Below are 14321 nucleotides of genomic sequence, written 5' to 3'. Positions count from 1 at the left end.
GGCTGACGCCATCATGAGAATCGTCCGTGACTACATGGCCGAGGCTCATCTGAAGGCTGTCATCGTCCGGGTAACCGTGGATGGCAAGGAAACTGTCACCGCCGCTGAAGGCGAGTCGATGACGGGCGTACCCGCTACGACCGACATGCATTTCCGCAACGGAGCCGTCGCCATTTCTTATGTGTCGACGCTCCTGCTCAAGCTCGTCGATGAGAAGAAAATCAGCCTCGACGACAAACTGTCGAAGTTCCTGCCGGAAATCCCGCACGCTGACGAAATCACCATTCATCAGCTCGCCCAAATGACGTCAGGGATTCAGGACTTCGTGCTGGGCAACGAGGAGTTCGCGAAAATCGCTTACGCCGACCCGTTCAAAGCGTGGACGACTCAGGATCAGCTCAACCTCGCGATTAACAAACCCCTCTGGTACCAGCCGGGAACGAACTGGAATTACGCGCACACGAACTATGTGATTCTTGGGCTGGTGCTGGAGAAGGTCACCGGCAAGCCCATGGCGGATCTGTTGCAGGAGAACGTGCTCGACCCTCTCGGGCTCAAGAACACCACGCCGAACCTCACCGCCGTGATTCCGGAGCCGGCGTTGCACGCCTTTAGTTCCGAGCGCCGCGCCTTCTTCAAGATTCCGAATGGGGAGCCTTTCTACGAAGAGTCGACTTATTGGAATCCTTCGTGGACCATCAACCATGGCGCCATCCAAACGTCGAACATCTATGACCTCGAGCGCAGCGCTGTCGCTATTGGCACGGGCGAGCTCATCTCCGACGAGTCATACAAGCTCATGACGACGACTGACTTGCGGGGCAAGACAAGTGCGGTGCCGGGTTGTGGAAACTGCCGGGAACTCGACGACTTCGCGACCTATGGCCTGGGACTGTGGATTACCGGAAACTGGTATTTCCAGAATCCGTTGTTCTACGGGTACGCCGCCGTCAACGGCTACCTGCCATCGGAAAAGATAGCGATCGCCGTGGCGGTCACTTACAAACCGGAGGCGTTCAACGACGAGGGCCTTTACTCCAACGGTGGCGATGCTTTGTTCCGTAAGATAGGCGCCTATCTCGCGCCGAACGACGCGCCACCAACGCGGCCGGGGCAGTAGATGGCCGATTGGGACGGCGCAGGTTACGCCCACATCAGCGGGTTGCAGCGCGCGATGGCAACGGCTGCTCTGGAGTCGGTAACGGTTGCGGGCACGGAGCATGTGCTCGACGTGGGCTGTGGCGATGGATACGTCACGCGGCTGATCGCGTCCCGCGTACCAGAAGGTTCCGTCCTCGGCGTGGATCCGTCACCGCGCATGATCGAGGCGGCGCGAGCCGCCGATGACCAGTTGACGAACGTGACGTTCCAGGTCGGCGATGTCACCACGATGACGTTCGGCCCGGACTTCGATCTCGTGGTTTCGTTCAACACGCTGCACTGGGTGTCCAAACAGGAGACTGCTTACCGCAATATCGCCGCGGCGCTCAAGCCCAGCGGACGGGTGCTCGTGCAGTACGTGTGCCACGGTTCCCGGCCGAGCGTCGAGCGCGTCGCGATGGAGGTGACGCGGGATCCGCGCTGGGCGCACGCTTTCGCTGACTTCACGCCACCGTTTGTGCACATCGATCCCGACGACTTGCCAACGATCGCCGGCAGCGCCGGCTTAGAAGTCACGCGGCAATCGGTCACTGATCGCGAGTGGGACTTCGGCTCGCGGGAACAGTTCGCGCAGTGGTGCACGGTCGGGTTCTCTGACTGGACGTCACGACTGCCGGCCGCTGACGTGCCCGCGTTTGTGGACGCCGTCGTCAGCAAATACGAAGCGGTCGCCGGTCAGCCTGGAGTGGTTCGGTTCCTGCAACTGCGGGCAGAGTTAGCCGTGCTGCTTGTCTGATTCCGCTGTCGCCACAGGCGGAGCCTCGTCCGGAGCGAGCAGGGCACCGATCTTGCGGAACAACGCATCGCCACCGTTGGGGTAAGCACCCTTGTCGCTAAAGGCTTCCGGTAGATACGTCACGGCGACGGCGATGGCTACCTTCTTTGACGGCAGATAAGAGTCGACCGCCGCGTAGCCATAGAAGAGCGGGTTCTGGAAGATCCAGCTACCGCTGATCCAAACGCCGAGGCCGTAGGTGCGAAAGTCGTTGAGGGCAACGCAGGTACCGCAACCGTCAACGGGCGTCGTCTTTCCCCGCATGCCAGTGGAGACCAGCGCTTGGTGCGACTCAGGCGACAGCAGTTTGCCCGTGCCGATAGCGATGGCCGTGGTGTGCAGATCGGTGATGTTGCTGGTCTGGATCGCACCGTGGTTGATCGTCCACGAGGGATTCCAGAAGGTCGACTCTTCGTAGAACGACTGCCCGTCAGCAATGTTGAAGAACGACCGGCGCTCCGAGGTGAACGCGTGCAGGACCGGTTCCGGAATCTGCGCGGTGAGGTTCGGCCTGGTGTTCTTCAGCCCCAACGGGTCGAGCACCTTCTCCTGCAACAGATCCGCCATGGGCTTGCCGGTGGCCTTCTCCAGCACCAGCCCGAGAATCACATAGTTCGTGTGGGCGTAACTGAAGTTCGTCCCCGGCTCAAACCACAGTGGTTTGTTGACCGCCAGGTCGAGCTGTTCCTGAGTGGTCCACGCCTTGAACGGATCGGCCAAGGCGACGTTGGAGAACTCCTCATTGCCCAGCACGAAGTCGTGGTACCCGGAGGTCATCTGAGCGAGCTGGCCGAGCCTGACCCGATCGCTGTTTGGCAGGTCCGGCCGGTATTTCGACACCAAGTCGCCGAGGCTGACTTTCTTCTCGTCCACGAGGATCATCAAAAGCGTTGACACATAGGAGATAGCGACCGCGCCGTTGCGAAAGTGCATGTCGACGGTCGCGGGCACGCCGGTCATCGATTCGCCGACAGCGGTGGTCACGATGTCTTGCCCGTCGACGGATACCTTGAGGATGACGGACTTGAGGTGGGCTTCCTTCATGTAGTCGTTGACGATCCGCATGATTTCCGCCGCCTTCGCGGGATCAGCCGACGACACCGCGGGCGGCGAACCCGAGGCACAGGACGCCATCACGGCAACGGCACAAAGCGTCGCGATTACTTTGACCACGTGCCCATGCCTTCTTCGTCGAAGTACTCAAGATTGAGCTGACCGCCGTTGAAGGTCGCCTTTGAAATGGAGCCCGGCGGAGCGTTTTCCGTGTCGAGCACAAACATGAACGTGCCGCCGTCCCAGTGCTTGAGCGGGAAGGTCTTGCCCACACCCATCGCGAGCACGAGGCTGCCGTTCTGTTCAGTGATCGTGGCGGGGCCGTAGTAGGCGTTGGCGTAGGTGCCGGCATAGTCCGCGAGTGGCTTCGCTGGAGCTGGGCTAGCGGGAGCCGATTGGCCGACCAGCGATCCGACGGGCGCCGTGAGCGGTCCGAGGGCTTTGCCCAGCAGGTCGTAGTAGTCCACCTTGATCCGTCCAAATTGGACCAGGTCGGTGAAGCTGTCGTTGATGGTCTCCGGAATGCCGGTAGGCCAAGCGTTGGTGAGCGTCACGATGCCGACGTCAGCCGAGGGCAGGACAGAGATGTTCGTGGCCGCGCCGGAGACGAAGGCACCAGAGTGGTTGAAGCCGGTGCGTCCCGAAAGCGACGTCGTGACGTTGAACCCGAAGCCATAGAAGCTGGCTCGCGCGTCCATCTCCTTGGGCTTCATCGCGACACTTTGGACCGTGATCGCGGGCTGAAAGTCCTTGGGGTCGTAGATTTTCTTGCCCTCAAATGTTCCGTCGCCGAGGATCATGCGCAGCCACTTCGCCATATCGTTGACCGACGAGCTGACGCCACCCGCTGGGTCCTGCTGATCCGGATCGCGTTCCAGACCGCGCACATACTTGCCGTCGATCTTCTGGTGGAGCGTCGCCTTGTTTGTTCGCTTGACGAATTCGTCGTGCCAGGAGCTCGTCGAGGTCATGCCCAGTGGCTTGTAGATCGCCTCGGCGGCCAGGTCAGCCCACGGCATTCCGGCCTTCCTCGCGACGGCTTCCGCGCCGGCGGTCAGGCCGAAGTTCGCATAGGCGTAGCTGGTCCGGAAGGGATTCAACTTGTGCATGCGCAGGCGGTCGAGGATGTATTGCCGGTCGAAGCCCAGATCTTCGAGCTTGTCGCCTGCCGCACCCGGAAGCCCGGTGCGGTGCGAGAAACCATCGCCCACGGTGACGTGCTCGGAGACCCAAGGGTCGGCGAGCTGGAAGCCGGGCATCGCTTCGGCCAGCGGGGTTTCCCATGTGGCGACACCCTTGGTGACTTGGCTGGCGACAACGGTGGCCGACACCGACTTCGACACCGACGCGACCTGGAAGACGGTGTCAGGATCGATTTTCTCGCCGGTCTCGACGTCTTTGACGCCAAAGCCTTTGGCGTAGATGACTTTGCCGCCGTGCACGACGGCGACCGCCGCGCCCGGCAGTCCTGACTTCTTCATGACGTCGTTGACGATTTCGTCGAGTTTGGCGACGGCCCGGTTCACGCTGTCTTTGGGAAGCGGGATGCCAGCCTGCACGTTGGGCGGCTCACCGACGCTCGTCGGGCCAACAGCGGAGAAGTCGTCTGCGGAGCCCGACGAACATCCGAAGGTAAGACCTGCGGTGGCGAGTAGGACACCCGCCACACGCAGGCCAGTCGGTAAGCGTTTCATCGGGTTCCCCCTGCGTCTCAAACCAGGCAAATAGACAAGAATGAGACTAACGTCCGCAATTCAGTTTTGTATGGCGAATAGCGGACGCCCTCAGGCGGCGTCGAGGGCTTCGGTGATTTTGCGGGTCATCTCGGCCTCGGCTGGGCGCGGCTGGCGGCCGAAGGTCGCGGCTTCGATCGCGGTGAGTACCGTGCTGCGGAAGTTGCTGGCCTCTTGCGGGGCCTGCTTCTTGAGCACGCTCATCGCCTGGGTCAGGGCTGGGAGCACGTGATCGGCGATCGCGGCTACGGACTTGCCGTTGAGCTCCTTGCCCTTGGGGTATTCGGCGAGCACGTGCCCGACCAGGCCGGTGGCCGAGCCGAGCGCGATGCTGCCGTTAGTAGCGATCTTGTGTGGTGAACCGCCGGCCGCGCCCGCGGCCGACAGCAGCGTGACCGCGCCGTAGGCGGCGATGCGGATCGTGGTCTTGTCAGTGTCAGAAAGAGTGGCGTTGTTTGTCATGCCGCAACTATCAGCGGCCGTGCTGACGCCAGCCTGCCGTCGCGCTGACACGACCGCTGACACGAGTTCTCAGGCTTCGGTGGCGACTTTCCACAGGTAGCCGTCTGGATCGCTGAAGTAGCCGGAGTAGCCGCCCCACTCGGCGGCGGCCGCTTCGCTGACCACGGCGCCGCCAGCGGCCACGGCCGCCTGCATTACCTCGTCCACTGCTTCCCTGGAGTCGGTGAGGTGGTGCAACGAGAAGCCCCGGAACCCGGATCCCTCAGCGGAAACGCCAGCGTCCGCGGCGACCGCGTCCCAGGTGTAGAGCACCAGCTGCGACGATCCCTCGCCGAGGTTGATCCGGGCGAATCCAGGAAAGGCCTGGCCGACCTTGCCGCCCAGGCCCTCGGCATAGAACTTCTTGGCGCGGTCCACGTCTTTGACGCCCAGCATGATCACGTTCGCTTGCAATGACATGCCCTCATGCTACGAACTGCCTGGTCCGGGCCGCTTCTCGAATCCTGCGCTACTTGCGCAGGGCGTACTCATCGATTTCGCCAAAGTCGAGGAACACCACCGGTTCATCGCCAACAACTTCCGCGTCGTGGCCGGGCGGGATCGCGGCGGCTTCACCCTCGGACATCTCTAGCTCTGTCCCGTCTTTCATGGTGACCCTCATGCGGCCAGACACGACGTAGCCGAGATGGGAAAACTCGCAGAGCTCGGTTTTGACGATCGGCTTGACGTTGGCTGACCAGCGCCAGCCGGGCTCGAAGGTGCCTCGCGCTACGGCCTTGCCACCGAGATGCAGCAGGTCAGCATGGCCTTTGCCTTCAAATGGACGGACTTCATCTGGCTTGTCGAAGCTCTTAACTTCACCAGTGGTCATTGCCTTCACTCCCCCCGAAGTGCGACTCAACTAACCATAGGCGCGTTCAAAAGGGCGACGTCAATGCACGTTCGGCCGCAAAGTGTCTAACAGTTTCCTTACCTGGTTCTTACAACGTTCAGACATCATGGGCCGGTGAGTGAGAAAGGCCTGATCCTCGTCGTAGAGGATGAGCGGCCGATTGCCGAGCTGGTGCGGATGTATCTGCAGCGCGACGGCTACGGCGTGGAGATCGAGTCCGACGGGCTCGCGGGGCTGGCTGCCGCGCGAAAACTCAAACCCGCGGCCTGCGTTCTCGACATTGCCTTACCGAACATGGAAGGCACCGAGATCTGCCGGCGCTTGAGGGCTGAAGACATCTGGACGCCGATCATTTTTCTGACCGCCCGAGACGACGAAGTCGACCGGATCGTCGGGCTGGAACTGGGCGCCGATGACTATCTCACCAAGCCTTTCAGCCCACGGGAGCTGGTCGCGCGGGTGCGGGCGGTCCTGAGGCGATCGTCAGGCACGCCAGAGCCCGACCGCGCCAGGAAGGTCGGACCGGTGCGCATCGATCCCGCGACGCGCAGCGTGACCGTCAACGATGAACAGGTCCACCTCACGAGCACCGAGTTTGATTTGCTCATGCATCTGATGAACCGGCCCGGCCGCGTGTACACACGCGACGAATTGCTGAGCGCGGTCTGGGGATATGCCGCGCATGGCGGGACGCGCACGGTGGATGTCCACGTCGCTCAGGTGCGCGGAAAGCTGGGCGATGCCGCCTCGGTCATCCGCACCGTTCGGGGAGTCGGATACACCGCCGATGCCTGACCGCAGAGATCTCACTGTGCCGATCAACCTGCTCAACAAGCCGCCCAAGCAGGTGAAAAGCATGAGTGTCACGGCTCGGGCCGTGCTCGCGGGCTGCATCGTCGCGACCATCTCCGTCGTGGTCACCGCGCTGATCGCCATTCCGCTCGCGATTCAGGCCACGGAGAAAGCAGCCAAGGAAGCCCTTGTCACGCAAGCGAACGCGGTCGCGATCACCTTACGTGCCCGTGCGCTACGGCCCAATTCGCCTGACGAGCAACGGATTTTGGAGCAACTGCGCAAGCAGGGCATCGAGCCGTTCTTTATCGCCGACGGCAAGTCTGATCCCGCCGGTGTTCCCGAGCGGATGGTCGAGCAGATCAGCAGCGGCAAGCCGGTCAGCACCCGCGCGACACTCATCGATGGCAAGCTCTACATGATCGAAGGCCGCCCGATCGGTGATACCGGCACGGGTTTCATCCTGGCCAAGCCTGCCCGCACAGGCATTGGCGCACAGGTTGTCGCCTGGGTCTGGTGCCCCCTCCTGGCCGGTCTCATCGCCGGAGTCCTCGCTGGGATCATCCTGGGCCGCCGTTTAGCCCGTCCTATTAGGAATGCCGCGATCGCCGCCGCGCGCCTGAGCTCAGGTGACCGTGGCGTCCGGCTCGCGGTCGAACCACCCGCCGACGTCGAGCGGTTAGCCCTGGCGATCAACGATCTCGCCGAAGCCCTGGCCACGAGTGAAGGACGGCAGCGCGAGTTCCTCCTATCCATTTCTCACGAGCTTCGAACCCCTTTAACCACCATCAGGGGGTACGCCGAAGCGCTCTGCGACGGCGTCGTGGATTCCGCGGCGGCCAGTTCCGTCGGGCGCACCGTGCTCACGGAGGCCGAACGCCTGGACCGTCTGGTGGCGGATCTGCTTTCGCTCGCCCGGTTGGAAGCAGCCGACTTCACGATCGAACCCACCACAGTGGACCTTCCCGAGCTGGCCCGTAGCGCACAGAACGCGTTCGCGCAGCGGTGCTCGCGGCACGGCGTCGAGATCCGAACAGAGCTGCCCGCCTACTCAGTCAACGTTTACGCCGATCCGGTCCGGCTGCGGCAGATCGTTGACGGGCTGGTGGAGAACGCTTTGCGGGTCGTCCCGCCGGGCCAGGCCATCGTGCTCGCGGTCTCCTCCGCCGGACGCGAAGCCCTGATCCAGGTGCGTGACGGCGGCCCGGGGCTGACCGACGACGATCTCCAGGTCGCCTTCGAGAAAGGTGCCCTGCACGCTAAGTACCAGGGGATAAGGAAAGTCGGCAGTGGACTCGGCCTGGCACTGGCCGCGGGCCTGGCGCGGCGCCTGGGCGGGAGGCTTGAAGCGGGTCACGCGCCGGAGGGCGGGGCGGCCTTCACGGTTTACCTTCCCCAAACACCGAGCTGACCTGCGGTTCGCCAGTTCAGGGCACGCTCTGGTGTCATGAGAAGGATTGTCTTGACGTTCGTGATCGGGTCACTTGCCGTGTTTGGCGCGACGGCGTGTGGGCCGGGAAACGCCGCTGCGGAAATGGTCGCGTCAGCGGAAGCTGAAGCTCTTGCGGCGATGGGTGTCGAGCCCGAAGACATCGTGGTGGCCGAGCAGGCCATGAGCGCGGCCGAGCCCTCCAAACCGGCCAAGGGCGACAAGGACGCTCGCCTGGACAAGTGGCGCAAGCGGCACGCCGCCAAGGTGGCGCTGCACCGCAACGTGCTGCACGGCGAGGCTGTGGTCGAGACGAAGGAAGGCACGATCACGGTTGCCGTGCAACGCGGCGTGATCACGGCGATCTCTGGCGACTCGGTCACGGTCAAGTCCTCAGACGGCGTCACGTGGACGTGGAAGTTCCACAGCGATCTGCGAGTCGTGGAGAAGCGCGCCAAGATTCAGCCGAGTGAACTGAAAGCCGGCGCGACGGTGGCTCTGGCCGGCCGCAAGGAGGGCGAGACGCTGACGGCCCGCCTGATTGTCATTCCTCTGGCTAAATAGGACAGAACGCACCCCGTTCGAACCGTTCCGAACAACCCCGAACTGCGAACCTTGTTGTCCTGACCCAGAAACCTTGCTTGTATCAAGACGAGGCCGGAAACCTGCCATCCGGCCTCGTTTTTGTATCTAGGGTTCCCAAAATAAGTATGGGGATCTAGCATACAGATTTATGACAGGCCCGCGTTTCCAGTGGCTAGCGGCTGAGCTTCGTGAGCGCATCGCGCTCGGGGACTTTGCCCGCACGGGGGCACTGGACAGCGAGGCCGAACTGGTCCGGCGCTACGACGTCAGCCGGGTCACGGTCCGCCGGGCGCTGGAACACCTCCGTGACGAGGGCTTGATCGCCTCGCGCCGGGGCTCGGGGTGGTATGTCGCGTCCGGAGCCGCTTTCGGTCAGTCCTTGGCACTGGGGTCGTTCCAGCACGCCCAGTCAGCGGTGTCCGCGGCGGGCATTCCCCTCACCCGCAAGGTCATCCAGTACGAGTACTGCCCAGCCCCCGCCGACGTCGCCCGCCTGCTCGACATCGCACCCAACAGCGAAGTGCTGCACGTTCGCGCCGTTCGGCACACGGCCTCCATGCCGCCGGAGTCGCCGTCGGGTCCCGGTCGTATCCCCTCCTCTCGCACGCGCACCGCCGAGCACCCCCTAGATGTGACCACCGAGTGGGTGCCGCTCGCGTTCGGAGCACCGGTCAGCCGTGCTGAAGCCGAAGATCCAGGTGTCTGGGAGACGTTGCGCCGCAGCGGTCACACGATCGACGTCGTGCGGCAAAGCATCGCCGCGACAGCGGCGAGCGAATCCACAGCACCGTTGCTCGACGTTCAGCCCGGGACACCCGTTCTGCTCGTCCGGCGGCTCGCCTTGCTGGCCGAGGGAAGGCCGCTGGCGCTATCGGAACACCGCTACCTCGGGCACCGGTTCCGGCTCGACGTCGAATTCCGGGGCTGGCCGGGCACCGTCACCCCTGATCCACCCGGCATGACAACGATTTAAGGAGTTCGTTTTGAGACTGCTCGTCACGGGGGCCGCTGGCTTTATCGGCACCAACTTCGTTCGCTACTGGACAGAGCGCCACCCGGCCGATCACGTTGTCGCGCTGGACGCCTTGACCTACGCCGGCATCCGCGACAATGTCGACCCGGCGATTCCCTTCGCCCACCTCGACATTGGCGACCTGCCCGCGGTCACCGCGCTACTCAAGCGCGAGCAGATCGACGTCATCGTCAACTTCGCCGCCGAATCACACAACAGCCTGGCCGTCCTCGACCCGCGGCGGTTCTTCCAGACCAACGTCATGGGGACACAGCATCTCCTCGAAGCCGCCCGTCAGGCTGGGGTCAAACGGTTCCACCATGTGTCCACGTGCGAGGTCTACGGCGACTTGGCTTTAGACGATCCAGGGGCGTTCACCGAGGAGTCGCCTTACCGCCCACGTACGCCCTACAACGCCAGTAAGGCGGGAGCCGATCACGCTGTCCGCGCCTATCACGAGACGTTCGGGTTGCCGATCACGATCACTAACTGCGCCAACAACTATGGGCCATACCAGTTCCCGGAAAAGGTCATCCCGCTATTCGTGACCAGGGCACTCAACGGCCTGCCGCTGCCCGTCTATGCCTCCAGCGCCAACCGCCGCGAGTGGCTGCACGTGGACGACCACTGCTCAGCGATCGAGGCCGTGCTCTCCAAGGGTCGCGTGGGCGAAACCTACAACGTCGGCTCCGGCGTCGAGGTGAGCGTGGCCGAGCTGGCCGCCATCGTGCTCGACCACTTCGGGCTGCCCGGCACCCTCATCGAGACAGTCCCCGACCGCCCCGGGCACGACCGCCGTTATCTGCTCGATTCCAGCAAACTGCGCACAGAACTGGGATGGCGGCCGTCGACCGAATTTGAATCCGGTATCGCGGCCACCATCACCTGGTACACCCAAAATCGCTCTTGGTGGAACGGTTTGCTGGAGCGGACCCTCGTCAGTGAGTCGGCGTGGGCTGCTTCCGCAACGCGGCCTTCGTAAACCCGGACGCGTCGTCGGCATAGATCCGCAACTCGCTGATGGGCTCCTCGCTGTAGCGCAGCTGAATCGGCTCGCGCAACACGATGTCCACATTGGTCTGGCTGAAGATGACCAGGCTAAGCACACCGTCGTTCACCTGGATCGTCCGTGACTTCTCGAAATTGCGGTTCTTCTGGCGGATCGTCTCGATGTTGCTCCACGGCACGAAAACGTTGTGGCTGAAGGCATTGCGGATCCGGATGCCGCCCGATTCGACGACGTGTGGGTGGATCTTCTGTGCGGCGAGGAGCCCGATCATCCAAAATAGACCCCACGTGCCCAGGCCCAATCCGATGTACTGAACGGTCCGCCACGGCACGAGCAAGTGGAACACGGGAATCTCGATCGCCGAGATGGCGATGAACGCCCACATCACCGGCGCGACCGCCTGCGTGTAGCCGAACGGGAGGTCCTCGGGCGACGAAGTGACCGGCCGCCGGAAGGTCCAGCGAAACAGGCTGCGCCAGATCGCCAGTTCATACCGCACCGCTATGAGCGCCCACTTCATTTGCCCGCCTCCTCTTCGATCGCTTTCTGCAGTTGTGCCAGCACGTGATCCATGTTTTTGATGAAGCCGTCCAGCTCAGGAAGACCGCCGAACAGCATGTCGGCCAAGTGCTTGTGGTCCTTGGCCATCTGAGCCATGACGTCGGCGCCGTGTTCAGTGAAGCTCACCAGCGTCGCGCGACGGTCCGTCGGATGCGGCTCCCGCGTGACGAAGCCCGTCGACACCAGCCCATCGACCAGCCCGGTGATGTTGCGGGCGCTGACTTTCAGCGCCTGCGCCAGATCCCGTTGCGTGGCCGGGCCGTTTTGCTGAAGCTCCCACAGCAAGTGGGTGCGCGACGTGGTTAGCCCCAGCTTCCCCAGCGCCTGCGTCATGTCCTCGTTTAGCAGGATGCTGAGCTGAAGCAACTGCCCTAGTGCCGTTAGCCGCTCGCTCATTCCCCCATATTAGTGATGTACCTTCACTATGTACAAGCGTAATTAAATGTCGGTGCGCTCACACCTGGAGCAGGTCGCGGAGGCGGACAGCGAAGGCTTCCGGTTTTTCCAGGAAGCCGAGATGGCCCCCGGGGAACATGGCTGGAGATGTGTTCAGTTCCCGGGCTAGCGCACGGGAGACGCGGTCACACAGTTGGCCAATGGATGACTCTCCAATCCCGACGACGATCTTCGGAGTACCAGAGCGGAGTTTTTGAAGGTCTGGCTCCCAAGCGACCGTGCCGCGAAGCATGTGGACAAAGGAGTAGTGCTGGTCGGCATTGTGCTGTGGGTCAGGTTCGGCTGGCGCCATCGAGGCCATCTCTTCTTCACTGAGCTGGATGTTGGCGTTGACCAGAAACTTGAACCACGCACCCCCGATATCGCCGGCCTTGAACGTCGCGATGATGTCTTCGGCCCCTGCCATCCGCTCTTCGCGGTCCTCTAGCAGGGAGTAGAACGGTGGCTCGTGGGCGATGACGGTGTGCACTTGATTTGGGTAAGCCTGCGCGTGCGCCAGTGCGGTAACCGCACCACCGCTTGAGCCCAGCACGACAGCCGGTCCCCTGCCGAGGTGCGTCAGCAAACGGGACAGGTCCTCGGCCCGCAGCTCGGGGGTCGAGTCCCGGCTGGGGTCGTTTAGCCGGCTGCGATTGATGCCACGGGGATCCGTGGTCAGGACCGTGTAGTTCGGCGCCAGCAACTCGGCTAGCGGCTGGAAGGAGCTGGCGTCCATCGGGGCCGCGATGAGCGCTATGAGCGGGCCGTCCCCCCGCACTTCGTAGTGCAACTGGCCGTCGGGAATCTCAAGCATGACTTTTCCCCCTCAGTTTCAGTACTAGACGGGACAGTACTCGTTTGGGTACTGATCCGTCTAGTACTATCGGGGCATGGTGGAAGAAGGCCGGACGGCGCGCAAACGTGGCGCCATCGTGGAGGCAGCGCGGAAACTGTTCCTGCGCAACGGTTACGCGGGCACGAGCATGGACGAAGTGGCCGCGCACGCGCACGTCTCCAAGCAAACGGTCTACAAGAACTTCGTGGACAAGCAGAGCCTGTTCACCGAGCTGATCACCAGCGATATCGGCCAGATCGAGGGACCTGAGCATCCGCTTATCGAGGGCATGCCTCACACCGACGATGTCGAGCGTGATCTGCGCCTTTTCGCCCGGCATCACCTGAGCATCGTGATGCGGCCCGATCTGCTGCGAATGCGCCGCGTCATCATCGGTGAAGCGGACCGCTTCCCGGAGCTAGCCCAGGCTTGGTATCAAAACGGTCCCGTGCGCTCGGCCATGCTATTCGCCACGTGGTTCCAAGCCCTGCACGAGCGCGGACTGTTGCATGTGGACGATCCCGAGATGGCCGCGCAAATGTTCAACTGGCTGGTCCTGTCGATCCCCGTCAACTGCGCGATGGCCTGTCCCCTGGACGAAACCCTTTACTCCGACGAAGAACTTGACCGCATCGCCGCTGAAGCGGTGCGCGTCTTCCTCGCCGCCTACGGCCCTAAAGGATCGGCTTCCCGCCGGTAACGGCGATCATCGCGCCGGAGATGTAGGAAGCCTCGTCGGAAGCCAGCAAGACGAACGCGGGAGCGACCTCTTTTGGCTCTCCTGGGCGGCCCAACGGCGTGTTCTTGCCGAACTCCTCCACGTGATCGGGTGGCATCGTGGACGGGATGAGCGGTGTCCAAATAGGACCAGGCGCGACGCTGTTGGCGCGGATGCCCCGCTTGCCGAGCATCTGCGCCAGCCCTGCCGTGAAGTTCGCGATCGCGCCCTTGGTCGTGGCATAGGGCAACAGCGTGGGCCGGGGCATGTCAGCGTTCACCGACGCGGTGTTGATGATCGAGCCACCTTCGCCCATATGTGGCAACGCTTTCTTGACGAGGCGGAACATTGCGGTGATGTTCACATCGAAGGTGTACTCCCACTCCTCGTCGCTGATCTCCTCGATCGTTTCGTGCGTCATCTGATAGGCGGCGTTGTTCACCAGCACATCGATGCGCCCAAACGATTCCACCGCTTTGTTGATGACGGCATCGCATTGCGCGCGGGTGGCGATATCACCGGCGATGACTTCGGCTTGCCTGCCAGCCTTCTGCACCCAGGAAGCCGTGTCGCGGGCGTCGTCGTGCTCAGACAAGTAGGAGATGAGGATGTCGGCACCTTCACGTGCGAACGCGATCGCGACGGCCCGGCCGATCCCGCTGTCACCACCCGTGATGATGACTTTCTTGCCCTCCAGGCGGCCCGACCCCTGGTACGACTCCTCGCCGTGATCAGGTTTGCGGCGCATCGCGGAAAGGGTTCCGGGCGGTTGCTGCTGCGGTTCCTCTGGCATGCGAATCTCCCCTCTACAGAGCACGAATGCCCTAACCCCTCATGGCGTAAACCAAGGCGTGGTGGGTAAACACACG

17 protein-coding genes are annotated in these 14321 nt (G+C 62.9%); 8 read left to right on the top strand and 9 right to left on the bottom strand.

The features are described from left to right. Nucleotides 1-13: 13 nt before the first annotated feature. Nucleotides 14-1120 (top strand): serine hydrolase domain-containing protein, encoded by a 1107-nt coding sequence (locus tag A3E1_RS0121615; protein ID WP_245571293.1) that lies wholly within the window; start codon nt 14-16, stop codon nt 1118-1120. After that, nucleotides 1121-1897, top strand: a complete 777-nt coding sequence (locus tag A3E1_RS0121610; protein WP_020522886.1) for a class I SAM-dependent methyltransferase — start codon at nt 1121-1123, stop codon at nt 1895-1897. On the opposite strand, the gene A3E1_RS0121605 is transcribed toward A3E1_RS0121610, so the two are convergent. From A3E1_RS0121605 to A3E1_RS0121585, 5 genes are all read right to left on the bottom strand, one after another. Next, nucleotides 1877-3109 carry a serine hydrolase domain-containing protein gene (locus tag A3E1_RS0121605; protein ID WP_020522885.1) on the bottom strand — a complete coding sequence of 411 codons (1233 nt, stop codon included), beginning with the start codon at nt 3107-3109 and terminating at the stop codon, nt 1877-1879. The genes A3E1_RS0121610 and A3E1_RS0121605 overlap by 21 nt on opposite strands. Beyond that, complete coding sequence (locus tag A3E1_RS0121600) at nt 3097-4683, bottom strand: serine hydrolase (protein ID WP_020522884.1); 1587 nt, start codon at nt 4681-4683, stop codon at nt 3097-3099. The genes A3E1_RS0121605 and A3E1_RS0121600 overlap by 13 nt, the downstream gene beginning before the upstream one ends. A 90-nt stretch (nt 4684-4773) precedes the next feature. Further along, entirely contained in the window at nt 4774-5184 is a 411-nt protein-coding gene (locus A3E1_RS0121595) for a hypothetical protein (RefSeq protein ID WP_026208691.1), read from the bottom strand. 69 nt (nt 5185-5253) lie between these two features. Next, a complete protein-coding gene (locus A3E1_RS0121590; protein ID WP_020522882.1) occupies nt 5254-5643 on the bottom strand; it encodes a VOC family protein in 390 nt (129 codons plus the stop codon). A 49-nt stretch (nt 5644-5692) separates the two neighbouring features. Next, nucleotides 5693-6055 (bottom strand): cupin domain-containing protein, encoded by a 363-nt coding sequence (locus tag A3E1_RS0121585; protein ID WP_020522881.1) that lies wholly within the window; start codon nt 6053-6055, stop codon nt 5693-5695. Between the two features lie 135 nt (nt 6056-6190). Between A3E1_RS0121585 and A3E1_RS0121580 the strand changes: the two genes are divergently transcribed. The 5 genes from A3E1_RS0121580 to rfbB all read left to right on the top strand — a co-directional run bounded on the left by A3E1_RS0121580 (nt 6191) and on the right by rfbB (nt 10876). After that, a complete protein-coding gene (locus A3E1_RS0121580) occupies nt 6191-6871 on the top strand; it encodes a response regulator transcription factor (protein WP_020522880.1) in 681 nt (226 codons plus the stop codon). Further along, nucleotides 6864-8279, top strand: a complete 1416-nt coding sequence (locus A3E1_RS0121575; RefSeq protein ID WP_020522879.1) for a sensor histidine kinase — start codon at nt 6864-6866, stop codon at nt 8277-8279. Before A3E1_RS0121580 ends, A3E1_RS0121575 begins: the two co-directional genes overlap by 8 nt. Before the next feature lie 36 nt (nt 8280-8315). Beyond that, nucleotides 8316-8861 (top strand): hypothetical protein, encoded by a 546-nt coding sequence (locus tag A3E1_RS0121570; protein WP_026208690.1) that lies wholly within the window; start codon nt 8316-8318, stop codon nt 8859-8861. A 169-nt stretch (nt 8862-9030) separates the two neighbouring features. Then, nucleotides 9031-9855, top strand: coding sequence for a GntR family transcriptional regulator (locus A3E1_RS0121565; protein WP_020522877.1), 825 nt, complete (start codon nt 9031-9033; stop codon nt 9853-9855). A gap of 10 nt (nt 9856-9865) precedes the next feature. Beyond that, on the top strand, nt 9866-10876 hold the full coding sequence (rfbB, locus tag A3E1_RS0121560; RefSeq protein ID WP_020522876.1) for a dTDP-glucose 4,6-dehydratase: 1011 nt from the start codon (nt 9866-9868) through the stop codon (nt 10874-10876). Here the strand turns inward: rfbB and A3E1_RS41390 are convergent. Genes A3E1_RS41390 through A3E1_RS41385 form a run of 3 tightly spaced genes read right to left on the bottom strand, consistent with a single transcriptional unit; the run spans nt 10833 to nt 12713 of the window. Further along, nucleotides 10833-11423, bottom strand: a complete 591-nt coding sequence (locus A3E1_RS41390; protein ID WP_020522875.1) for a hypothetical protein — start codon at nt 11421-11423, stop codon at nt 10833-10835. The two genes, rfbB and A3E1_RS41390, sit on opposite strands and share 44 nt — an antisense overlap. Next, entirely contained in the window at nt 11420-11860 is a 441-nt protein-coding gene (locus A3E1_RS0121550; RefSeq protein WP_020522874.1) for a MarR family winged helix-turn-helix transcriptional regulator, read from the bottom strand. Before A3E1_RS0121550 ends, A3E1_RS41390 begins: the two co-directional genes overlap by 4 nt. A gap of 58 nt (nt 11861-11918) precedes the next feature. After that, nucleotides 11919-12713 carry an alpha/beta fold hydrolase gene (locus A3E1_RS41385; RefSeq protein ID WP_020522873.1) on the bottom strand — a complete coding sequence of 265 codons (795 nt, stop codon included), beginning with the start codon at nt 12711-12713 and terminating at the stop codon, nt 11919-11921. 76 nt (nt 12714-12789) lie between these two features. On the opposite strand from A3E1_RS41385, the gene A3E1_RS0121540 reads away from it, so the two are divergent. Then, on the top strand, nt 12790-13434 hold the full coding sequence (locus tag A3E1_RS0121540; protein WP_020522872.1) for a TetR/AcrR family transcriptional regulator: 645 nt from the start codon (nt 12790-12792) through the stop codon (nt 13432-13434). Here the strand turns inward: A3E1_RS0121540 and A3E1_RS0121535 are convergent. After that, a complete protein-coding gene (locus A3E1_RS0121535; RefSeq protein WP_020522871.1) occupies nt 13409-14245 on the bottom strand; it encodes a glucose 1-dehydrogenase in 837 nt (278 codons plus the stop codon). The genes A3E1_RS0121540 and A3E1_RS0121535 overlap by 26 nt on opposite strands. Nucleotides 14246-14321: the final 76 nt, after the last annotated feature.

Origin of the sequence: Catelliglobosispora koreensis DSM 44566 (genome assembly GCF_000379685.1) — a bacterium.
GTDB lineage: Bacteria > Actinomycetota > Actinomycetes > Mycobacteriales > Micromonosporaceae > Catelliglobosispora > Catelliglobosispora koreensis.
This window is presented reverse-complemented; position numbering and strand designations above follow the sequence as displayed.